The sequence below is a fragment of the Oceanobacillus phoenicis genome (assembly GCF_047238145.1).
In the GTDB taxonomy this organism is placed as follows: Bacteria; Bacillota; Bacilli; order Bacillales; family Amphibacillaceae; genus Oceanobacillus.
On record NZ_JBDFME010000001.1, the window covers coordinates 1972986 to 1996626 of the forward strand.

Below are 23641 nucleotides of genomic sequence, written 5' to 3' on the forward strand. Positions count from 1 at the left end.
CAATAAGGAGAGAATAATATGCCATATATTACAGATGTTTATGCTAGAGAAGTCTTAGATTCAAGAGGTAACCCAACCATTGAAGTTGAAATTTTCACAGAGTCAGGAGCATTTGGTTCAGCAATCGTACCAAGTGGTGCATCAACTGGTGAGTATGAAGCAGTAGAACTTCGTGATGGTGACAAAGATCGTTATTTAGGTAAAGGAGTTCAAAAAGCAGTTGAAAATGTAAATGATCTAATTGCTCCTGAACTTATTGGCATTGATGTTACTCGTCAAAACATTATTGATGCTTTAATGATCGATTTAGATGGAACTGAAAACAAAGGTAAATTAGGTGCGAACGCAATCCTTGGAGTATCCATGGCAGCAGCACATGCAGCAGCTAATTATTTAGAAGTTCCATTATACAACTATTTAGGTGGATTCAACGCAAAAACACTACCTACGCCAATGATGAACATTTTAAATGGTGGGGAGCATGCGGATAACAACGTGGACATTCAAGAGTTTATGATTATGCCTGTTGGAGCTCCAACATTTAAAGAAGCATTACGCACTGGTGCAGAGATTTTCCATTCATTGAAAAAAGTGTTAAGCTCAAAAGGTTACAATACTGCAGTAGGTGATGAAGGTGGATTTGCGCCAAACCTGGGTTCTAATGAAGAAGCATTACAAACAATCGTTGAAGCAATTGAAGCTGCAGGTTACAAGCCAGGTGAAGAAGTTAAACTTGCTATGGATGTAGCTGCTTCTGAAATCTACAGTGATGGGAAATATAACCTTAAAGGTGAGGGCGTTGTTCGTTCTTCTGAAGAAATGGTTGACTGGTACGAAGAAATGATTTCTAAATACCCAATCATCTCTATTGAAGATGGTTTAGATGAAAATGATTGGGATGGTTTCAAAATCCTAACTGATCGTCTTGGTGATAAAGTTCAATTAGTTGGAGATGACTTGTTCGTAACAAACACTAACAAGCTTTCTAAAGGTATCGAACAAGGTATCGGTAACTCTATCTTAATTAAAGTAAATCAAATCGGTACACTAACAGAAACGTTTGAAGCAATTGAAATGGCAAAACGCGCTGGTTATACAGCTGTTATCTCTCACCGTTCTGGTGAAACAGAAGATGTTACGATTGCTGATATTGCGGTTGCAACAAACGCTGGGCAAATCAAAACAGGCGCACCATCTCGTACTGATCGAGTTGCGAAATATAACCAATTACTTCGCATTGAAGATGAACTAGCTGGTATGGGTGAGTACGGTGGATTAGCTTCCTTCTACAACCTAGCTAACAAATAATTATATTGATATTAGTAAAAAACTACAATTAGAGTTATTACTCTGATTGTAGTTTTTTTATATACTTCAGCTCTACTTTTGGAAAGTTTGCTATTTTTAAGCATAAGTTAAATAAAGGGGGTAATCATGATAAAGAAAGTATTATTATTTGGAGATATCGGTATTGATGATATTATTACGCTTATTTATGCCTCGTTAGATGATGAAATAGAAATTGTTGGTGTAGTTGCATCATATGGGAATATAAGTCGCGAGAAAGCAATAACCACAATTAGTTACATACAAGAACTATTATATTATAAAGACTTACAGATACCATTAATATTGGGAGCACAGCGTCCAATGACAGGAGAAAAACCAAAAGAAGTATCCGAAATTCACGGTGAGTACGGCATGGGTCCTGTTATTCCTCCTGTAAATGATGCTCAGGTTGTTGAAAACTTTTTGCAGATAATCGATATAATACAAAGAAATGAAGATATATACATAGCTAATATCGGCAGGCTAACCGACTTAGCAACATTATTTATATTATATGAAGATTTAATGAGAAAAGTAAAAGGAATTTATATTATGGGGGGAGCATTTTGGGTTCCGGGAAATATTACAGCTGTTGCTGAAGCTAATTTTCACGGTGATCCAGTAGCCGCACAATTAGTCATGCGCTATGCGACTAACCTGACTATCTTACCACTTAATGTAACAAATCAAGCAATAGTTACTCCCGAAATGGTAGATTATATTGACCAGGTCGGACAACTATCTATTGTAAAGCCAATGATTGATTATTACTACAGTTTTTACAAAAAAAGAGACCCTTCAATTATAGGGAGTCCGATGCATGATGTATTGGTATTAATGGCAATAAAAAATGAAAATATGTTTCAATTTTTTAGTAGACCGATAATGATTGTTCAATCATTGTTTGGAGAAGAGAGGGGACAAAGTATTGCTGATATACGCCCCTATGAAGATGGATATTATGCTATTACGGAGACGAATCACCATCAAATAGCTTTTCAAATGGAATATCAGCAATTCTTTTTGGATTTTATGACGGTTATGTCCGGTGGTCAATTTGATCGGTCGTTATATAAAAAATGAAAAATAGGTTCTCACTTGTATGATGAGAACCTATCAGTGTTAATCTTTTATTCCGTTATTTCCTTAACAAATGCTACTACTTCTTCTGAAGTGCTCATTGCTAAGAATTGTTCTTTTGCTTTCACTAATTCTTTTTTATTCAAGCTTAGTAATTGGGTACGTGCAGGAAGTATAGAAGTTGCACTCATACTAAACTCATCCAATCCAAGACCTACTAATAAAGGAATTGCAATTGAATCTCCTGCCATTTCTCCACACATGCCTACCCACTTATCTTCAGCATGTGCTGTCTCGATAACTGTATTAATTAAGTTTAAAATGGCTGGGTTATATGGTTGATATAGATAAGAAACTTGCTCATTCATACGATCTGCAGCCATTGTATACTGAATCAAGTCATTTGTACCAATACTAAAGAAATCAACTTCTTTTGCAAATTGTTTAGCAATCACAGCTGTAGAAGGGATCTCTACCATAATTCCAACCTCAATATCATCTGAAACTTCGATTCCATCATTCTTTAAGGAATCTTTTTCTTCCATTAATAGCGCTTTAGCTTGACGAAATTCTTCAATCGTAGCGATCATTGGAAACATAATTTTTAAGTTTCCGTAAGCACTAGCACGAAGTAATGCACGTAATTGTGGACGGAATACATGTTCATTTTCTAAGCAAAAACGTATTGCGCGATAACCTAAAAATGGATTTAGCTCTTTTGGAAGATCTAAATAGCTTATTTCCTTGTCCCCACCTACGTCTAAAGTACGGACTACAACGGGTTTACCCTTCATTTTCTCTAGAACGGTTTTGTATGCGTCGAATTGCTCGTCTTCAGAAGGAAGTTCAGACTTACCCATATATAAAAATTCTGTTCGATATAATCCTACACCTTCTCCACCATTGTTTAATACTCCTTCAACATCTTCAGGAGTACCAATATTAGCAGCAAGCTCGACCTGTTCGCCATCCTTAGTGAAGCTAGGTTCATCTTTTAATTTTGCCCATTCTTCTTGTTTTTTGGCGAAATCTGCTTGTTTTTGTTTATATGCTTGTATTTCCTCTTCTGATGGATTAATAATGATATTGCCATCTAGTCCATCTACAATAATCACATCATCTTTTTGTACAGATGAAGTAATATTTTTTGTACCCACCACAGCAGGTATCTCTAGAGAGCGTGCCATGATTGCTGAATGAGAAGTTCTACCTCCGATATCAGTTGCAAATCCTTTTACAAATTCACGATTCAATTGAGCAGTATCAGATGGAGTTAAATCTTCTGCAATAACGACTACTTGCTCATCGATAAGTGCAGGGTCCGGGAATGTTACACCTAATAGGTGGGACATCACACGCTTGGTAACATCCTGTATATCGGCTGCGCGTTCTCTCATGTATTCATTATCCATTGCTTTAAACATTTCAATAAACATTGTTGCTACTTCATCTAAAGCAGCTTCAGCATTTATTTTTTCTTCATTAATCTTGTCTTTCATTGGACCTATCAATTCAGGATCACTTAAAACTAATAAATGAGCAGAGAATATTTCCGCATGCTCTTCGCCGATTTCTTTTAGTGTATGCGCTTTGATTTTTTCTAATTCTTGTTTAGAAATCTCCAAAGCTTTGTCAAGACGATTAATTTCACTAGTTGGATCATCTATGTTACTTCTTTCGAATGATAGTTCTGGAGTTTTTAGTTCGTATGCCTTAGCAATTGCAATGCCAGAAGAAGCTGCAATTCCTTCGATATTCTTTGCCATGCTGAACATCCTTTCATCAAGGTTATGTAGAATTTTGTATTCTTGTATAGTTTAAATCATTTTTCCTATATGGTGCAACTAATAGAATCCCTATAGATATGCTTTTAACCAACTATTTATTAATGTAAACGCTTCATGCTTACAAATATCATTTAATAGTTCATGACGCCCGTCTTCAAAGACGCTAATCGTAATATTTTCCATCCCTAATTTACCGTATAAGTTCGCCGTTTTCCAAATACCTTTTCCATGCTGTCCAATAGGGTCTCTATCCCCGCTCAATAATAAAAGCGGAAGATCCTTACGAATATTACGATTTAATTTTGGGTCTAGCATGGTATTAATACTATCAAGTAGATCGTAAAAGAATCGAGCAGTTGGTATAAAACCTGATTGGGGATCATTCTCATAAGCTTCTGCTTGTTCAAGATCTCTAGTTAACCAACTATATTTATGTGCTGGCGATGGGATCCTTCTATTACTATTACCGAAAGCTAAATAATTCATTAAATTAGATTTTTCATGTGGTGGGAGCAAAGAGGCGAGAGTTCGTCCAGAGAAGCTTGTTAATCTTGGATAATGACCTGTTCCGGTTAATATTAATCCATCTATGCAATTACTATATTTCTGAATAAAATTTCGCATTAAAAATGAACCCATACTATGTCCAACAAAAAAATAAGGAAGAGAAGGATATTGATTCTTTGTCACCTGCATTACTTCATACAAATCTTTGACTACGATTGCATTTCCATCTGCGTCTGCAAAAAAACCTTGAACATGTTTTTCACCTGTTTTTCCATGACCGCGATGATCATTGCCTAATACAACAAACCCTTTATCAATAAAATATTCTGCAAAATATTGATAGCGGGAGATGTGTTCAGCCATCCCGTGTGCAATTTGGATAATTCCAACTGGTTTTATAGTGGGATTCCATTGCTTCACGTATAGTTTTGTACCGTCTTGCATGGTTAAATAATAGGATTGTTCCATGTATTTCCTCCTATTTTCATTTGTATATACTTATTTTAGTGTTCTATCAATATAATTGCAAAATAATTTATTCTTTGAACATCATCACTATTTTAAAAACAATATTGTAAAATCATCTTGCTAAATAAATCCAATATATGATAAAGTATATGTTAGGTATTGTCGGATACAGGAGGTGTCGGGGACACATGATTACTGTGATAAATATATTGCTTGTTATTGATGTTATTGTGATGATTACACTTGTTTTATTACAATCTGGAAAAAGTGCTGGATTGTCAGGAGCCGTTTCCGGAGGAGCAGAACAATTATTTGGTAAGCAAAAAGCAAGAGGCATTGATTTAGTATTACATCGTTCTACTATTGTAACAGGTGTTCTATTCTTTGTATTAGCTTTTTTAGCAGCCTACGTTTTACAATAAAGAAGCGATTCCTTATCACTTATGTGGTAAGGATTTTTTATTTTTACGTTGTATATCCTTGAAGAACGGGTAAAGTAAATAGAGACGATAAAAGGAGATAGAGAAATGAAAATAAAATTACCAGAGCCATTTACATTTGAAGCAGGAGATAAAGCTGTATTATTACTACATGGATTTACCGGTCATTCTGCAGACGTACGTATGCTAGGTAGATTTTTGGAGAAAAAAGGGTATACTTCACATGCCCCAATTTATAGAGGACATGGACAACCTCCTGAAGAATTAATTAAAAGTAACCCTGAACAATGGTGGGCAGATGTGGAAGCTGCATATTATCACTTGCAAGATTTGGGTTATAAAGAAATTGCAGTTGCTGGCCTTTCTTTAGGTGGTGTGTTAGGACTTAAATTAGCTTATTCCAAAAATATCAAAGGTATTGTAACCATGTGTTCTCCTATGTTTTTTGATAATGAACAGGAATTGACAAAGGGGTTCCGTCAATTTTCCACAGAATTTAAACAGCTGGAGAAAAAAGATAAAGAAGTTATCGAAGACGAAGTAAATCAATTAATGGATCAATCTAAAGACTTATTTAAGGGTGTAGCTACAACGATTAATGAAGTAAAGTCAAATATCGATATGATCTATACTCCGACATTTGTGGTACAAGCTAAGAATGACAAGATGATTAATACCGACAGTGCCAATTATATTTATGAAAATGTAGAAGCTTCCAAAAAAGATATGAAATGGTATGAAGAGTCTGGTCATGTTATTACGATGGACAAAGAAAAAGATCAGCTTCATGAGGATATTTATCAATTTCTAGAAAGTTTAGATTGGTAACAAACAGGAAAAGAATATTATGAAAGAAGGTGAAAGTATGAAAGAGAAAATAATAAATTATTTTAAAGAATCTGGAACAAAACCATTATCTGTACAGGAATTAGAAGAAGCATTCCAACTTGAAAATGCAGATGATTTTAAAGATCTTGTCAAGGCGTTAAATGAATTAGAACTTGAAGGGGAATTGGTTCGAACAAGAAAAAATCGATTTGGACTACCGGATAAAATGAATTTGGTAAAAGGAAATATACAAATGCATGCAAAGGGATTTGCATTTTTAATTGCTGAGGATGAAAATTCAAAAGATATATATATCCATGCAAATGATATGGGGTCAGCAATGAATGGCGATAAAGTATTGGTTCGATTAGAAAAACCTTATTCTGATGGTGCGAGACCAGAAGGGAAAGTCATACGTATCTTAGAAAGAGCTGTTATTCAAGTAGTTGGTACGTATGAAGATAATCGTTCGTTTGGGTTCGTAATCGCTGATGATAAGCGGATACCAAGTGATATCTTTATCCCTAAGGCAAATACGCACGGAGCTGTACATGGGCATAAGGTAATAGCCCGCATCTCCAAGTATCCTGAGGGCCGAAATAGTGCTGAAGGCGAAATTATCCATATTCTAGGCCATAAAAATGATCCGGGTATTGATATTTTATCCATTATTCATAAACATGGAATTCAAGTTGATTTCCCAGAGGATGTATTAGAACAGGCTCAACAGACCCCAGAAGAGATTCATCCAGACGAGATAAATGGTAGAAGAGATCTTCGTAACGAAACTATTGTAACGATTGATGGTGCAGATGCAAAGGACTTAGATGACGCAGTAACCGTTAAGAAATTATCTAACGGAAATTATAAATTAGGTGTATACATTGCCGATGTAAGTCATTATGTAAAAGAGGAATCTCCTATTGATCGCGAAGCTCTTGAAAGAGGAACAAGTGTCTACTTAGTTGACCGAGTTATCCCGATGATACCTCATCGATTATCTAATGGAATTTGTTCATTAAATCCAAAAGTTGATCGATTAACACTTGGTTGTGAAATGGAAATTAATCATCAAGGTCAGGTAGTTGAACATGAAATCTTTCAAAGTGTGATTCATTCTACTGAACGTATGACATATAGTGATGTGAATAAAATCTTGGTAGATCAAGATGAAGAACTGCGAGACAAGTATGAACCACTTGTTCCGATGTTTGAAGAAATGGAGAATTTAGCTTCCATCTTAAGAGAAAAACGATTTGGTCGCGGTGCGATTGATTTTGATTTCAAAGAAGCACAAGTTCTAGTGGATGACATGGGAAGACCAACTGATGTCGCAATAAGAGAGCGTTCTGTTGCTGAACGACTTATTGAAGAATTTATGCTTGCTGCAAATGAAACGATTGCAGAGCATTTCCATTGGATGGATGTACCATTTATCCATCGTATTCACGAAGAACCTGACGAAGGAAAATTAGAAAAATTCTTTGACTTTTTAGCAGGCTTAGGTATTTCTGTGAAAGGTACAGCAGGAGATATCCACCCTCAAGAGTTACAGAAAGTTATTGATTCCATTCGTGGGGAACCAGAAGAGATGATTGTATCGAAATTAATGCTACGCTCTATGCAGCAAGCGAAATATGATCCTCAAAGTATTGGACACTTTGGTTTAGCGACCGATTTCTATACCCATTTCACTTCTCCAATTAGACGTTATCCAGATTTAATTGTACATCGTTTAATCCGAACTTACTTGATTGAGAAGAAAATGGACAGTAAAACGTTGAAACATTGGAAATCCCGCATGCCTGAAATCGCTAGACATACTTCAGAGCGGGAGAGAAGAGCAGTTGATGCGGAACGTGATACAGATGAAATGAAAAAAGCAGAATATATAAAAGACAAAATTGGCGAAGAGTTTACAGGATTAATTAGTTCAGTTACCAATTTTGGTATGTTTGTTGAATTGGAGAACACGGTAGAAGGACTTATTCATGTCAGCTATCTAACAGATGATTATTATCACTTCGATGAACGTAGTCAAGCGCTGATTGGTGAGCGTACCGCAAACATTTATCGTGTCGGTGATGAAGTAGATGTTAAAGTGGTCCATGTGAATACAGATGAGTATACCGTTGATTTTGAATTGGTTTCTTCTGGTAAAGCAACTCCAAAAAAGAAAAAGAGACAGCGAGTACGGAAAAAGGTAGTGCAGTCTTCTAAAAAAACAAAGCCAAAGAATAAAAAGAAAAGATAAACTAAAAACTACATGAATGATCAAAATCATTCATGTAGTTTTTTGGATAAGCTTATCTGAGTAACATAAAATAGGCATATGACATATAAGTGAAGAAGACTATATAATGACTAATTAATTTTTTCAGTATATAATGAATGAAAAAATTATATTCAAAACAGTTGGAACAACTATGTGGGGGAGTTAGATGGATAACATGTTATTGGCATTCCTGCTTACCTTATTTGCAGGATTAGCAACAGGTGTTGGGAGTTTGATTGCTTTCATGGCAAAGACCACCAACACGAAATTTTTATCTTTTGCTTTAGGGCTTTCTGCGGGAGTAATGATTTATGTATCGATGGTTGATATCTTTTTTAAAGCAAAAGATGCGCTAACTGCATATCTAGGCGATACACAAGGATATTGGCTTACAGTTATAGCCTTTTTCGGTGGAATGTTATTAATTGGATTTATTGATCGATTTATTCCTAAATATACAAATCCTCATGAAGTGAAAAAAGTAGAAGATATGAAGAAGCCACATCAACCTTTACGAGATCCGGATTTAATGAAAATGGGCCTTTTTACAGCTCTCGCGCTTGCCATTCATAATTTTCCAGAGGGGATTGCAACTTTTGTATCGACATTACATGATCCTTCTATTGGTTTAGCGATTGCGATTGCAGTAGCGATTCATAATATCCCTGAAGGAATTGCCGTTTCTGTTCCAATTTATTATGCAACTGGTGATCGAAAAAAAGCTTTTAAATATTCATTCTTATCTGGTTTAGCCGAACCTTTAGGTGCGATAGTTGCAATACTTATCTTAATGCCTTTCTTAAATGATTTGATGTTTGGAATTATATTTGCAATGGTTGCTGGTATAATGGTATTTATATCGTTGGATGAATTATTACCTGCAGCTCGAAAGTATGATGAAGCACATATGTCAATGTATGGTGTGATTTCAGGTATGGCACTTATGGCAGTCAGTCTATTATTATTAGCATGATGGGTGTGTTCCAGTTGGAATACACTTATTTTTTTGATAAAATAAGGTCTATCGTTGTTCAAATGACTAATAAAATGATTGGTGCATCGATGCTGAGAGTGTCTACAATCTCATAACATCTGTGTCGAACTCACATCCTTTTTATTTTGATTTTGAACACATAGTAGTAGGAGGAACGGTTATGCCAAAAGGAAATGGAAAAGTAATTGCACAAAATAAAAAAGCTTCCCATGATTATTTCATAGAGGATACGTACGAAGCTGGTATCGTTCTTCATGGAACTGAGATCAAATCAATTCGTAATGGTAGAGTGAACATTAAAGATTCACATGCGCGTATAGATCGAAAAGGTGAAGTGCAATTAATTAATTTGCACATAGCAGAATACGAACAGGGAAATCGTTATAATCATGATCCAACGCGATCTCGTAAATTATTACTACATCGTAAGGAAATCGATAAATTAATTGGTTTAACCCAACAACAAGGATATGCTTTAGTGCCGTTAAAGATTTATTTAAAAAATGGATTTGCCAAAGTATTAATCGGTCTTGGAAAAGGGAAGAAGAAATATGATAAGCGAGAAGATTTAAAACAGAAGCAAATGAAAAGAGATGTAGATCGTGCCATTAAAGATCATATGCGTTAAGATGTTGTTAAATGTTGCCAGCACTTGATTTTTAGCGTGGCTTTGTTATAATAAGTTATAGAATTAAATAACAGAAATGAGCTCATTCCCGAGCGTTTCTCTTTTACGGGGACGTTACGGATTCGACAGGGATAGATTGAGTTCAGGTTGCACGTCGAGGTTACGGCTCGTAAAACGTTATGCCTAAATATAACTGGCAAAGAAACTAATCAACCTGTTTTAGCAGCTGCGTAAGTAGCCTAAAACGATCCTTCCTGGCATCGCCCGTGTGGCAGATTGAAGGGTCTCAAATTAAGCGGGCTATGCTACGATCCTCCGCCTGGGGATTTGTAGATGAATCTAATCAGGCTAGCTCCATGAAAGCCTGTTGGTAGGCCAACATGAGAGCGAATGATAATATACCAACTACGCGTGTAGAAGCCTGAGTGGCGATATCCTTGGACGAGGGTTCGACTCCCTCCGTCTCCACCAATACATAATATATTGGTGTGAAATTACATTGTGACGTAAAGCATAAAATTTCCGTTTGGAAGCTTTATGCTTTATTTTATTTTAGGAAATTTTATGCTTGATTCCTCAACTTTCATAGCTAATATATTACGAATTCATCATTTATATCGATCATTAATTTTCAAAGTGAAATTGTAAATAACTTTGCACTTATTATTGTGGTTCAATTCATTATGGACACAAAAAATATTTATTGGTAATTTTCAATGTTGTGGTATAAAAGAATGGTATTGAAGAATCAATGTAGGATTTTATATTACGTTTCTTCTAAATGAGAAAAATAGATAGTTTTCATTTAAAAGATATCATCAAATCATTTTTAGTAAAGAAAAGTGTATTTGATAAATTAAAAAATTGATCCGTTTTAAGGGGAGGGATTGCATAAAAAAATGAAGAAGTATCCACTCCCTCATTTTTTTATGTCTGAAATACAAGTTGCTCTAACATACTTAATTATTTCCAAAAATATATATTTTATTCATTACTTGATCTATCCGATTGGAACAATCTAACAAACGGCCTGATTGTTAAATAAAATAAGGAGGATTATCCTAGATTATATAGGATAGTCTTTATTTTTACTTTTTTTCCTTGTGAAAAGTAAAGCTTGCGAAACTATGGCAAGTACAGGTAATTCAATTAACGGCCCAATAACTAAAGCCAAAGCAATAAGAGGTTGATCAGGGAATGCTGTCACAGCTATAGCCAAAGACACTGGTGAATTCCTAGCAATAATTGTCATATTTAAGCTAACTGTATCTTCATAGGAAAACTTTAAAAACCTTCCAACAAAGCGTCCTACTACATAGTTAATAACAAAGAATGATAAAACTGGAATAATTAAAATGTAAATGACTTCTAGGTTTTCAAGTAAGTAAGAACCTTGGGAAGCAAACATTGCCATAATAGCTAATGATAAAAAGAAAATTTGGGCATTGCCGAAAAAAAGAATAATCTTGTTGTTTAAATTAGATTTTTTTCTTAATAAGAATCGTGTAAGATGAGCAAGTATAAATGGAATAACTAATACAATTACTATACTTTCTATAAGCGTGGACATGGGTATCGATTCAATAGTTCCAGCAAATATTAACAAATATACTGGCAAAAGTACGACTTGCAAAATTAAATTAATCGGCAAAACAGATGTTGAAAGGGACACATTTCCTTTTGCTATACCAGTAAACGCTAGATACCAATCTGTACAAGGTGTCACCATAAGCATGATAAAACCAATCCATAAAGCAGGATAATCATATAAGAAAACGGAACCTAAACCCCAAGCTATTGTTGGTGTCCAGATAAAATTAATGATCGTGCTGGACCCTAGAAATTTAATATTTGAAAAAGCCCTTTTTAATTGTTGTAATGGAATAGTTAAAAACAATCCGTATAGCATTAACAATAGAAAGGGTGTAATGAGATTTTCCGCATATTGTTCAATTACGTTTACCTGTCCTAATATGAGACCTAAACCAACAGCAAATAATATAATAAAGGTTTGTAGTTTATCTAATATCCCCATAAAAATTCAATCCTTCTTAAAACTATATAATCCAATTACTAGTAAGTATAGTATAATTACATTTCTATTGCATTCTTTCCATTCCACAATCGGCGCGATTGTGGAAGATTAGCAGTGAAAAATGATCACACTTTTTTATAAAAGTTGTATAACATCTCACAAAGAGATAACCAGTTTTGATCAATCTTTTTTTCAAAACTGGTTCTTTGAATTACCATAAAAAGTGAGTTTGGGATATTTTTAATCAAACTTTATTTAAGAGCCACAGTTATAAGAGTTGGCTTCCATGTTAAAAAGTTCTTATCTACTGCTAAATAGTTGTACATTGGAGGTAAGAGTATAGAGAAAACAGAGGGCATTATTCAATACGAATTCAATAGCTTTTTAATCATAGATCAAACGCTTATTTTAAATAAATTTCAATATTAAATTCAGGCTGATTCCAATATTGATTCAGTTTGGTATTATAATAAGTTGAATTTACGATTTAAAGTATTCTTTACTCAATGTACTTGCATGATTGACAATCATTGGTATCATCCTTTTCTATGAGTAATTAAAGCAAAAAGGCCTCTAAACGAAGCCCTTTTGCAATAATTGCGAGTTTTGACCTTCCTTATTAAGCCTCTTTCCGTTGCTTATTAGTGTTCTCCTTTGAGGATCCGCAACAGCTGTTGTTTTCAGTCGGTTTGACTTCTTCAATTTCAACGCTGCAGCAAGCTTGATTGGGTTTAGAGAACAACTTTTTAAGACCAGACTTTTTTTCTGCCATGAATATCACCTCCTTAAAAGGATAATTTGATGATGCAAGCGCAACAACTATTTTCTCTTTAAACCTAAAGAATTAAATTAACAATAAGACCTGTACTTATAGCCACAATTAAAATAGCTGAAATAAATGCAACTAAAAATTTCTTCTTAAATAGTTTAGACAACATAACTACTTCTGGAATACTTGCACCTGCACCACCAATAACTAAAGCAATTACAGTACCCATTGACATACCTTTTGAAACAAGTGCTTCTGCAATAGGTAACATTGTTTCAGGTCTAATATACATTGGAATACCAATGACCGAAGCAATCATTACAGAGAAAATGCCGTCACCACTTGCATATTTTGTAATAAACTCTGCCGGAACAAATCCATAAATAAATGCACCAATAAAGACCCCTATGAATAAGTAAGGAAGCATTGGATAAAGAAATGCCCATGCATCATTTAAAGCTTGCTTAACTCTGGACCCTTGTTTATTACTGAAAAAGCCATCACCTTTAACAGTTACACCTTTATACGTCCCTACTAAATTAAGTTTCGAGAATACAAACCCTACTAAAATACTAAAAACACCTAGCACGATAAAATATAATAGTGCAATTTTCCAACCTAAAAGTACCCAAAGCATGAAAATAATAAGCGGATTCATTAATGGTGAAGCAATTAAAAAACTCATTGAAGGTCCAAATGGTACTTTGGCATTTAATAATCCTGCTAGCACAGGTATTGTTGAACAGGAGCAAAATGGTGTAATTGCACCAAATAATGTACCAAGTAAATAATTAACAGCTTTGTTTGGACGACTTAAAAATTTTTTAATTTTTACCTCTGATACTACTTGTTGAATTAAACTCACAATAAAACTCACTACAATAAATAAGGCAAGCAATTCAAAAAATAGCATGAAAAAGGTTTTTATAAATTCTAAAATTGAATCTGTCATAAGTATAACTCCTTCACCTTTAAATCAACTTTTTTTGATATATAAATCAAAAAAAGTTTATTTATATAATAAATAACTAAGATACCTGTTAGAAAATTTTACAACAAGTATCTTCAGATAAGACAACCTGTATTTGTTCTTCATTAATTTTATAATAGTTCCATGTACCATGTTTTTCGGGTATAAGTATATTGGCTTTTACTAATTTCTTTAAGTGATAAGATAGTTTTGATTGCTTTAACTCTAATTTTTCTTCTAAATCACAGACACACAAAGATTTATTTGGACTTTTACTAATTTCATTTATAATTTTTAATCTTATTTTATCAGCTAAAGCATTAAACATATTTTCATAAAAATCAAGTGCCTCATCTTCGCCTAATTCATTTACTTTTTTAATTAATTCCATTATTTCACCTCCAACTAATACATCAATTTTTTTTGATTTATCAACAGTATATTATCCATAAAATTAAATTGCAACCTTTTTAGTCAAATTTATTTGCTGAATTCCCCATAACTCCCTTTTAACACGATGTTCCGCATGAGAGTTGTTCGAAAAGGACTATAAAATTGGCTTTGTTTTCAACACTAGGATTTTAGAAAAGCCTGCTGGATTACAGGAACGGTGGGGAAAAGTTAGAAAACGCATCAAATTAAATATGAAGTTAAAAATCCAATAATTAATACATGCATATAAGGATTCTAACCTAAAGAATAGTAGTAGTAGGGAATAAAATAAAATGATTTCTTAAAATTTCATGTTTCTGTAGGTTAATCCATTGAACATATAAGCAAATAGTTATATACTATTTTCATAATAAATAATAATAAGGAGGGATATAGATGCTGCAAAAATCTTTTGAAATAGACAAAGCTGCGAACATTTTAAAACTGCTTGGTGACAAGACACGTCTAACGATGATGAAATTAATGGATAATCACGCTTGTTGTGTATGTGAATTTGTAGAAATATTTCAGTTCAGTCAGCCAGCTGTTAGTCAACACTTGCGTAAGCTTAAAGATTTAGGACTGGTAGTGGAAGAAAGGAAAGGACAATGGATTTTCTACTCGGTAAATAAAAATAATGAGTATTATTCATTCATCAAACCGATTCTGGATCAATTGCCAAGTCAAGAAGATAAACTAAAAGAGTTGGAAGAAAAGGGTACACGAATTACTTGTTGTTAATTGGAGGTAAAAACATTGTCATCAACGCTTATACTCGCAATACTCATATTTGTAGCAACCCTCGTCCTAGTCATTTGGCAACCAAAAGGTTTAAATATTGGTTGGTCTGCAATGGGAGGAGCAGTTATAGCTCTAATTGTAGGAGTCGTAGGGTTTAGTGATGTAATCGAAGTAACACAAATCGTTTGGAACGCCACATTGGCATTCGTAGCAATCATTCTTATTTCTTTAATTTTGGATGAAATTGGATTGTTCGAATGGGCTGCCTTACATATGGCCCGTTTTGCAAAGGGTAATGGAATAAAAATGTTTATCTATATCAGTATATTAGGTGCGATTGTTGCTGCCTTGTTTGCGAATGATGGTGCAGCGTTAATTCTTACACCAATCGTACTTGCTATGGTACGTAATTTAAATTTTAAAGAAAAAATGATTTTTCCGTTTATTATGGCAAGTGGGTTTATCGCTGATACAACATCATTGCCATTCATTGTAAGTAACTTAGTAAATATTGTGTCTGCAGACTTCTTTGGTATCGGATTTGTTGAATATGCTTCACGAATGATTATTCCAAATTTATTTTCATTAGTTGCAACCATTTCCGTGTTACTGATTTATTTTAGAAAAAGTATTCCAAGGTCGTATGATGTTTCTAAATTAACCGAACCTAGAAATGCTATTAAAGATCATAAAATGTTTCGTCTATCTTGGTATGTCCTTGGCTTATTAGTAATTGGATACTTTACCAGCGAATTTATCAATATACCTGTTTCCGTTATTGCAGGAACCATTGCTATCTTCTTCATAATTATGGGTAGACAAAGTTCTGCAGTAAATACAAAAAAAGCTATTAAGGGTGCGCCGTGGGATATTGTGTTCTTTTCCATCGGAATGTATGTCGTGGTATATGGATTAGGAAATGCGGGACTCACCACTGCTCTAGCAAGTGTCATTCAAATGGTTGCCGAAGAAGGCTTATTTATTGCTACTGTTGGAATGGGGTTCATTGCTGCTTTTCTATCATCCATTATGAATAATATGCCAACAGTAATGATTGACGCCCTAGCAATTGCGGAAACAAATACTACTGGCGTATTAAGAGAAGCACTTGTTTATGCAAACGTTGTTGGATCAGACTTAGGTCCAAAAATCACACCAATTGGTTCTTTGGCAACATTAGTATGGCTTCATGTTCTTTCACAAAAAGGAATTAAGATTTCTTGGGGAACATATTTCAAGACGGGTATTATTTTAACAATACCAATCCTATTTATCACGTTACTAGGTCTATATTTAACATTAACTATATTTTGATAAAGGAGTATTTATATGGCTAAAAAAACTATTTATTTCTTATGCACAGGAAATTCATGTCGAAGTCAAATGGCAGAAGGCTGGGCAAAAAAGTATCTTGGAGATGAGTGGGAAGTAAGAAGTGCAGGTATTGAAGCACATGGACTAAAACCAAATGCTGTTAAAGCAATGAAGGAAGTTGGAATTGATATTTCTGACCAAAAATCGGAAACCATTGACAAAGAATTTTTAGACAACGCAACAATTGCAGTAACCTTATGTGGTGATGCAAAAGATCGTTGCCCAATGACGCCACCGCATGTAAAAAGAGAACATTGGGGCTTTGATGATCCAGCTAAAGCAGAAGGTACAGAAGAGGAAGTGTGGAAAGTATTTCAGCGTGTTCGTGATGAAATTGGTGAACGAATCAAACGTTTTGCTGAAACGGGAGAATAACAAGAAGTTAAGCCATGAGAATATCCTCAAGGCTTAACTATCTGTTAACATATAAGTATATAGTTATATACAAATAATTGGAGGGTATAACGTATGAAAAAAGTAGAAATCTTTGACCCAGCTATGTGCTGTTCAACAGGTGTTTGCGGACCAAGTGTTGACCCAAATTTAACAAGGGTAGCTTCAGCCGTTTATTCACTGGGACAGAAAGATGTAGACATTAAGCGATTTAATTTAGCTAATGAACCTGCTGCTTTTGCTGAAAATGAAACGGTTAATCAGGTTCTTCAAGAAAAAGGAGCAGATGCACTTCCGGTCACACTTTTAGATGGGGAAGTAGTTAAAGTGGGTGAATATCCAACCAATGAAGAATTTGCGGAATGGTTGGAAGTACGTGCAAAGGAATTGGCTCAGAAACCTCGTGTACGTGTTTCCGTAAAACTCGACTAAAGGAGATCTTAAAATGTATACACTTTATAATCCGAAACAGCATGTTGAAACACCTTATCTATTTTTCACTGGCAAAGGTGGAGTTGGAAAAACATCTGTAGCATGTGCAACAGCAGTTGCACTTGCTGATCAAGGAAAAAAGGTTTTGCTTGTCAGCACGGATCCTGCTTCTAATTTGCAGGACGTATTTGAAATCGAGTTATCTCGTGAACCTGTTGAAATTCCAAGTGTGAAAAACTTATTTGTCAGTAATATTGATCCAGAAGAAGCTTCAAGAGCATATCGAGAAAAGACAGTTGGCCCATATAGAGATAAACTTCCTGAATCGGTAGTCAATCAGATGGAAGAACAGCTTTCTGGAGCGTGTACCGTAGAAATTGCTGCATTCGATGAATTCTCTCATTTATTAACAGATGATGGGATATTTAGCGAATACGACCATGTTTTATTTGATACAGCTCCAACGGGCCATACGCTTCGTTTATTATCTCTGCCGACAGCATGGTCTGGTTATTTGGAGGAAGCAACACATGGGGCTTCTTGTTTGGGACCATTATCAGGCCTTGGTGATAAGAAGGCTATGTATCAAAAAGCAGTTGAATCCCTTTCTGATGGTGACAAAACAACAATAATTTTAGTTGCCAGACCAGAGGAATCCACCCTGATTGAAGCGAACCGTGCATCATTAGAACTTGGAGACATTGGCATCCAAAAACAAATGCTTATCATAAATGGGTTATTGCAGTCTTATGAAAAAAATGATGAGGTATCTACTGCTTTTTACGAAGGGCAGCATGAAGCATTGACGAAAACACCAGAGGAATTGAAAAAGATTCAAACCTTCTCATTACCTTTTGTATCGTATTCGTTAACTGGTATTGATCGCCTTCGTCAGATTGTGAGTGATGCTCCTTTAGTTAAATTCAAGGAGGACGATCAGGGTACTGAATTTGCACCACTTTCTGAACTAAAGGATGTAATTGATGATTTTTCATCTAAAAATACTCGTGTTATTTTTACAATGGGTAAAGGTGGAGTTGGAAAAACATCTGTTGCTGCAGCAATTGCAGTTGGATTGACGGAAAAAGGGCATAAAGTTCATTTAACAACAACTGACCCAGCAGCACATCTGGATTATATGTTCCAAAACGGTACTGTTAATGAGAATCTATCCATCAGCAGTATTAACCCAGAAGTAGAAGTGGAAGCCTACAAAAAAGAAGTAATCACTAATGCTGGTGAATTGAATGATGACGAACTTGCCTACTTACAGGAAGACCTTGAGTCTCCATGTACGGAAGAGATTGCGGTGTTCCGTGCTTTTGCCGATGTAGTAGAAAGGTCTGAACAAGAAATTGTTGTTATCGATACTGCACCAACCGGGCATACGTTGCTTTTACTTGATTCATCGGAGGCTTATCACAAGGAAATGAGCCGTTCTACTGGTGAAATTCCAGAAAGTGTGAAAAAGTTATTGCCAAGACTGCGTAACCCAGAAGAGACAGGGGTAGTCGTTGTTACATTGCCAGAAGCAACTCCTGTTTTTGAGGCAACACGCTTGCAGGATGACTTAAAGCGAGCAGAGATAACTCCAAAATGGTGGGTCATCAATCGAAGTTTATATGCAACAGGAACAACAGATAAAGTATTAAAAGCACGTGCAGCATCGGAAAGGCAATGGATTAAGAAAGTACAAGAAGAATTAGCTGATAATAGTGCGTTAATCCCTTGGATGAAGGAAGTAAAAATAGGCTATGACCAATTGAAGGAATTTGTTCAACTTTAAAAAATAAGGGGGAATTATAATGAATATCACAGAAAAGGCTAAAAATAAATTACAGGTTATTTTTCAAGAAAAGGGTGCAGAAGGTATTCGCTTTTATTCGATGGGAGCAGGATGTTGTGGACCGCAATTAGGAATTTCTTTAGATGCGCCTGAAGAAAACGATATTGTTGAAGAAATTGATGGAATTAAAGTGTCCATTGATAAAGATGTTAAAGATACAGTAGAAGGATTAACATTAGATGACGATGAAACACCAAACGGTTCGCAATTTGTGTTACTAGGAATGGATCAGTGCTGCTAAGAATAGACATCAAGATAAGATCTGGAGGATTATAAACATATGAAGATAATTATTATTGGTTCCGTTGCAGCTGGTACATCTGTTGCTGCAAAGGCACGCAGAAACGACGAAAACGCAGAAATTACGTTATATAATGCAGATTATGATATCTCCTATTCTATTTGTGGAATCCCCTACTTTTTAGGAGGGGAAGTAGACGAGTTAGAGACACTAACACCTAGAAGTGCTGCATGGTTTAAAAAACGTTACAACGTGGATATTCAAACACGTCATGAAGTGATAAAGATAGATCCAGATAAGAAAGTAATTACAGTTAAAAATCTAGATACAAGCGAGACGAAAGAAGACAGTTACGATACCTTGGTATTTGCAACTGGTGCGACTCCAATTACTCCACCAATTAAAGGGGTGGAGATGGAGCATGTCTTTCATGTCCGCAATATCCAAAACACAGCATCTATCAACTCGTTTATGGTTTCAAATAACCCGAAAAAGGTCACCATTATTGGTGCTGGCTTCATCAGTCTTGAAATGGCAGAACAATTGACTCATAAAGGATTAGAAGTAACGATTGTTCAGCGCAGTAATCAGATTATGCCACATTTGGATAAAGATATGGCTTTCCGTGTAGAGGAGCATATCCGAGATAACGGAGTAAACTTGTTATTAAACGAAGAAGCAACTGTGATTACGGAGAATACTGTGGAAACGAAAAGTGGCAATGTCATTGATTCCGATATGATCATTTTAGCCACTGGTGTTAGACCAAATACGAAACTAGCAAGAGATTTAGGCGTGGAATTAGGCACATCTGGAACGATTAAAGTTAATACCAAGATGCAAACGAATCTACCTGATATTTATGCCGTTGGGGACGTAGCAGAAAGTTTTTCGGTTATAACTGGAAAACCTATATACCGTCCGTTAGGCTCTACAGCTAATAAAATGGGACGTATCGCTGGTGATGTTATTACTGGTGGAGATTTGGAACATCGGGGCATTTTAGGGACAGGAATTTTAAGAGTATTTGACTTAGCGGTAGGCTATACCGGGTTAAGTGAAAAAGAGGCTAAGGCAGAAGGTTTTGATCTTGAAGTATTACACAATATTAAACCAGCAAGAGCAGAATATCTGGGTGGTAAAGAATTAGTAATTAAGGCAATTGCCGATAGGAAAACAAGCCAAATTTTAGGTGTGCAAATCGTAGGTGAAGATGGTGTTGATAAGCGAATCGATGTATTTGTAACAGCCATTTCCTTTAAAGCAAAAGCAAAAGACTTGTTCCATCTAGATTTAGCATATGCACCACCATTTAGTACAACGAAAGATCCGGTAATGTATACAGGTATGGCTTTACAAAATGCGATTGATAAGAAAAATAAACTGATTACCCCACAAGAATTAACGGACCGAATCGAGAACGGTGAGCAAATACAAATCATCGATACAAGAGCAACGAAGCAGTATGAGGTATCGAAAGTGGATGGAGCAGTAAATATACCACTAGCAAAGTTGCGTAAGGAAGCGAAGAATTTGGATCCTAATATCCCTACCGTAACGTACTGTAACAAAGGTGTAACTGGAAATGCTGCGCAAAATGTGTTAATAAATATGGGATTTAAAGATGTATTTAATCTTTCAGGTGGGAATAAGAATTATCAGAGTTTTAATAAAGGGAAACAATAAAATTTATAGAATGTAGATAAATATAATAAAGGGTCTTCAGAATATATAGTGGAATTACTATTTTAATGCCTTTAAAACAATTAATGTTTAAATTGGATTATTTGGTGGAATGTTAAGTTGTGAAAAAATTAAAATGGTCCGAACCAAGAGGGATATTCAAATTATTGTATAGAAGAATTTAAATGTTATCTTGTAACTAATGACTCATATTAATTGAACAAGAAATAGAAAAGTTTGATAATATATTTACTTGACCGTGTACTATGGTACACGGTTTATAATTTTTATGGGGTGAAATAAGGTGATTTATCGAATTAGTGAGTTCGCAAATAAATGTGGAGTTAACAAAGAAACTATTAGATATTACGAACGAAAAAATTTATTACAAGAGCCTTACCGAACGGAAGCTGGTTATCGGATGTATTCAGATGATGAAGTGAAGCGTGTTGGGTTTATTAAGCGAATACAGGAACTTGGTTTTTCTTTAAGTGAGATTTATAAATTACTTGGCGTTGTAGATAAAGATGAAGTTCGTTGTCAAGATATGTTCGAATTTGTTTCTAAAAAACAAGAGGAAGTTCAAAAGCAAATAGAGGATTTAAAACGTATTGAAACTATGTTAGATGACTTAAAACAACGATGTCCAGATGAAAAGCAATTACATTCATGTCCAATAATAGAAACATTAACATGAGAGATTAACGAAGGGAGCTTTATTATGATTAAATTTAAGGTAAACATTCAAGGAATGACTTGTACGGGTTGTGAAAAACACGTGGCATCAGCACTTGGAAATATAGGTGCTAAAAATATTGAGTCTAGTTTTCGTCGTGGTGAAGTCGTATTTGAATTGCCCGATGATATTGAGGTTGAAAGTGCAAAAAAGGCGATTGATGAAGCAAATTATCAAACTGGAGAAATTGAGGAAGTATCATCTCAAGAAAACGTGGCTTTAAGTAATGAGGACAACTATGACCTTCTTATTATTGGTTCTGGCGCTGCTGCTTTTTCTTCGGCAATTAAAGCTATTGAATATGGTGCAAAAGTTGGAATGATTGAGTGTGGAACGGTTGGGGGAACCTGTGTGAATATTGGCTGTGTTCCATCAAAGACTCTTCTTAGGGCAGGGGAAATCAATCATTTATCAAAAGAAAATCCGTTTATAGGTTTACAAACATCTGCTGGAGAAGTGGATTTAGCTAGTTTAATCACGCAAAAGAATAAATTGGTGAGTGAACTTCGGAATCAAAAATATGTGGATTTAATTGATGAATATGGCTTTGATTTAATTGAAGGTGAAGCAAAATTCGTTGATGCTAGTACGATTGAGGTCAATGGGGCAAAGTTATCTGTAAAACGCTTTTTAATTGCAACAGGTGCATCTCCCTCGTTACCACGAATTTCAGGACTTGAAGAAGTGGACTATTTAACTAGTACAACTCTACTTGAATTAAAGAAAGTACCAAAACGGTTAACGGTGATTGGTTCAGGATACATTGGAATGGAGCTTGGACAACTATTTTATCATCTAGGTTCAGAAATAACACTAATCCAAAGAAGTGAGCGACTTTTAAAAGAATATGATCCTGAGATTTCAGAGACAGTTGAAAAAGCCTTGATTGAACAGGGAATAAAACTTGTCAAAGGGGCAACTTTTGAGCGTGTTGAACAAAGTGGAGAGATAAAAAAGGTTTACGTAACAGTGGATGGCAGTAAAAAAGTCATTGAATCAGATCAGTTACTTGTTGCTACTGGAAGAAAACCAAATACGGATTCTTTAAATTTAAGTGCTGCAGATGTTGAAATTGGAAAAAATAATGAAATCCTGATCAATGATTTTGGTCAAACAAGTAATCAAAAGATTTATGCAGCAGGAGATGTGACGTTAGGACCGCAATTTGTATATGTAGCAGGCTATGAAGGTGGAATTGCTACTGATAATGCTATCGGTGGGTTAAACAAAAATATAGATTTATCAATTGTTCCTGCTGTTACGTTTACGAATCCATCGGTTGCAACGGTTGGTTTAACAGAAGAACAAGCAAAAGGGAAAGGGTATGATGTGAAGACATCTGTATTACCCTTAGATGCTGTTCCAAGAGCAATTGTAAACCGTGAAACCACCGGTGTATTTAAACTAGTAGCAGATGCAAAAACATTGAAAGTATTAGGGGTCCATATTGTATCTGAGAATGCAGGAGATGTCATCTATGCAGCGACATTAGCTGTTAAATTTGGCTTAACGATAGAAGATTTAACAGAAACCCTATCACCATATTTAACAATGGCTGAAGGGCTAAAATTAGCTGCACTTACGTTCGATAAAGATGTATCGAAATTATCTTGTTGTGCAGGCTAAGGCAACCTTTTTACAACTTCTTATTCA

22 protein-coding genes and 1 other RNA gene are annotated in these 23641 nt (G+C 35.1%); 17 read left to right on the forward strand and 6 right to left on the reverse strand.

Translation table 11 applies throughout. The annotated features are described in order from the left end of the window. Nucleotides 1-18 precede the first annotated feature (18 nt). Both eno and ABC346_RS09830 read left to right on the forward strand, forming a co-directional pair. Complete coding sequence (gene eno / locus ABC346_RS09825) at nucleotides 19-1308, forward strand: phosphopyruvate hydratase (RefSeq protein WP_413234688.1); 1290 nt, start codon at nucleotides 19-21, stop codon at nucleotides 1306-1308. A 126-nt stretch (nucleotides 1309-1434) separates the two neighbouring features. Next, complete coding sequence (locus ABC346_RS09830; protein WP_413234689.1) at nucleotides 1435-2412, forward strand: nucleoside hydrolase; 978 nt, start codon at nucleotides 1435-1437, stop codon at nucleotides 2410-2412. 47 nt (nucleotides 2413-2459) lie between these two features. On the opposite strand, the gene ptsP is transcribed toward ABC346_RS09830, so the two are convergent. Both ptsP and ABC346_RS09840 read right to left on the reverse strand, forming a co-directional pair. Beyond that, a complete protein-coding gene (gene ptsP, locus ABC346_RS09835; RefSeq protein ID WP_413234690.1) occupies nucleotides 2460-4175 on the reverse strand; it encodes a phosphoenolpyruvate--protein phosphotransferase in 1716 nt (571 codons plus the stop codon). A gap of 90 nt (nucleotides 4176-4265) precedes the next feature. Further along, nucleotides 4266-5171, reverse strand: coding sequence for an alpha/beta fold hydrolase (locus ABC346_RS09840; RefSeq protein ID WP_413234691.1), 906 nt, complete (start codon nucleotides 5169-5171; stop codon nucleotides 4266-4268). Nucleotides 5172-5359: 188 nt separating this feature from the next. Between ABC346_RS09840 and secG the strand changes: the two genes are divergently transcribed. The 6 genes from secG (at nucleotide 5360) to ssrA (ending at nucleotide 10807) form a co-directional block, all read left to right on the forward strand. Next, nucleotides 5360-5593, forward strand: coding sequence for a preprotein translocase subunit SecG (gene secG, locus ABC346_RS09845; RefSeq protein WP_011066821.1), 234 nt, complete (start codon nucleotides 5360-5362; stop codon nucleotides 5591-5593). A gap of 105 nt (nucleotides 5594-5698) precedes the next feature. Beyond that, a complete protein-coding gene (locus tag ABC346_RS09850; protein ID WP_413234692.1) occupies nucleotides 5699-6439 on the forward strand; it encodes an alpha/beta hydrolase in 741 nt (246 codons plus the stop codon). A 37-nt stretch (nucleotides 6440-6476) separates the two neighbouring features. Beyond that, a complete protein-coding gene (gene rnr / locus ABC346_RS09855; protein WP_413234693.1) occupies nucleotides 6477-8693 on the forward strand; it encodes a ribonuclease R in 2217 nt (738 codons plus the stop codon). A 187-nt stretch (nucleotides 8694-8880) separates the two neighbouring features. Further along, a complete protein-coding gene (gene zupT / locus ABC346_RS09860; protein WP_011066818.1) occupies nucleotides 8881-9687 on the forward strand; it encodes a zinc transporter ZupT in 807 nt (268 codons plus the stop codon). A 181-nt stretch (nucleotides 9688-9868) separates the two neighbouring features. Then, entirely contained in the window at nucleotides 9869-10336 is a 468-nt protein-coding gene (gene smpB / locus ABC346_RS09865; RefSeq protein WP_011066817.1) for an SsrA-binding protein SmpB, read from the forward strand. 107 nt (nucleotides 10337-10443) lie between these two features. After that, nucleotides 10444-10807, forward strand: a transfer-messenger RNA (tmRNA) gene (gene ssrA / locus ABC346_RS09870). A gap of 595 nt (nucleotides 10808-11402) precedes the next feature. Here ssrA and ABC346_RS09875 read toward each other — a convergent pair. The 4 genes from ABC346_RS09875 to ABC346_RS09890 form a co-directional block, all read right to left on the reverse strand. Then, nucleotides 11403-12371: an arsenic resistance protein gene (locus tag ABC346_RS09875; RefSeq protein ID WP_413234694.1), complete on the reverse strand. Its 969-nt coding sequence runs from the start codon at nucleotides 12369-12371 to the stop codon at nucleotides 11403-11405. A 619-nt stretch (nucleotides 12372-12990) separates the two neighbouring features. Next, nucleotides 12991-13143: a hypothetical protein gene (locus ABC346_RS09880; protein ID WP_155555331.1), complete on the reverse strand. Its 153-nt coding sequence runs from the start codon at nucleotides 13141-13143 to the stop codon at nucleotides 12991-12993. A gap of 64 nt (nucleotides 13144-13207) precedes the next feature. Continuing rightward, nucleotides 13208-14092: a permease gene (locus ABC346_RS09885; RefSeq protein WP_071649284.1), complete on the reverse strand. Its 885-nt coding sequence runs from the start codon at nucleotides 14090-14092 to the stop codon at nucleotides 13208-13210. Nucleotides 14093-14180: 88 nt separating this feature from the next. After that, nucleotides 14181-14501, reverse strand: a complete 321-nt coding sequence (locus ABC346_RS09890; protein ID WP_060681927.1) for an ArsR/SmtB family transcription factor — start codon at nucleotides 14499-14501, stop codon at nucleotides 14181-14183. Nucleotides 14502-14938: 437 nt separating this feature from the next. On the opposite strand from ABC346_RS09890, the gene ABC346_RS09895 reads away from it, so the two are divergent. The 9 genes from ABC346_RS09895 to merA all read left to right on the forward strand — a co-directional run bounded on the left by ABC346_RS09895 (nucleotide 14939) and on the right by merA (nucleotide 23614). Beyond that, nucleotides 14939-15283: an ArsR/SmtB family transcription factor gene (locus ABC346_RS09895; protein ID WP_060681928.1), complete on the forward strand. Its 345-nt coding sequence runs from the start codon at nucleotides 14939-14941 to the stop codon at nucleotides 15281-15283. 15 nt (nucleotides 15284-15298) lie between these two features. Beyond that, complete coding sequence (locus ABC346_RS09900; RefSeq protein WP_413234695.1) at nucleotides 15299-16597, forward strand: arsenic transporter; 1299 nt, start codon at nucleotides 15299-15301, stop codon at nucleotides 16595-16597. Between the two features lie 15 nt (nucleotides 16598-16612). After that, on the forward strand, nucleotides 16613-17032 hold the full coding sequence (gene arsC / locus ABC346_RS09905; protein WP_413234696.1) for an arsenate reductase (thioredoxin): 420 nt from the start codon (nucleotides 16613-16615) through the stop codon (nucleotides 17030-17032). A 93-nt stretch (nucleotides 17033-17125) separates the two neighbouring features. Continuing rightward, the gene (gene arsD / locus ABC346_RS09910; protein ID WP_413234697.1) at nucleotides 17126-17482 is read left to right on the forward strand and encodes an arsenite efflux transporter metallochaperone ArsD; all 357 of its coding nucleotides are present in this window, start codon (nucleotides 17126-17128) and stop codon (nucleotides 17480-17482) included. A gap of 13 nt (nucleotides 17483-17495) precedes the next feature. Continuing rightward, entirely contained in the window at nucleotides 17496-19268 is a 1773-nt protein-coding gene (gene arsA / locus ABC346_RS09915; protein ID WP_413234698.1) for an arsenical pump-driving ATPase, read from the forward strand. Between the two features lie 19 nt (nucleotides 19269-19287). Further along, entirely contained in the window at nucleotides 19288-19569 is a 282-nt protein-coding gene (locus ABC346_RS09920; RefSeq protein WP_060681933.1) for a HesB/IscA family protein, read from the forward strand. A 39-nt stretch (nucleotides 19570-19608) separates the two neighbouring features. Next, entirely contained in the window at nucleotides 19609-21255 is a 1647-nt protein-coding gene (locus ABC346_RS09925; protein ID WP_336251785.1) for an FAD-dependent oxidoreductase, read from the forward strand. Between the two features lie 301 nt (nucleotides 21256-21556). Then, nucleotides 21557-21949, forward strand: a complete 393-nt coding sequence (gene merR / locus ABC346_RS09930; RefSeq protein ID WP_060681934.1) for a mercury resistance transcriptional regulator MerR — start codon at nucleotides 21557-21559, stop codon at nucleotides 21947-21949. Nucleotides 21950-21973: 24 nt separating this feature from the next. Next, on the forward strand, nucleotides 21974-23614 hold the full coding sequence (gene merA / locus ABC346_RS09935; RefSeq protein ID WP_413234699.1) for a mercury(II) reductase: 1641 nt from the start codon (nucleotides 21974-21976) through the stop codon (nucleotides 23612-23614). Nucleotides 23615-23641 lie beyond the last annotated feature (27 nt).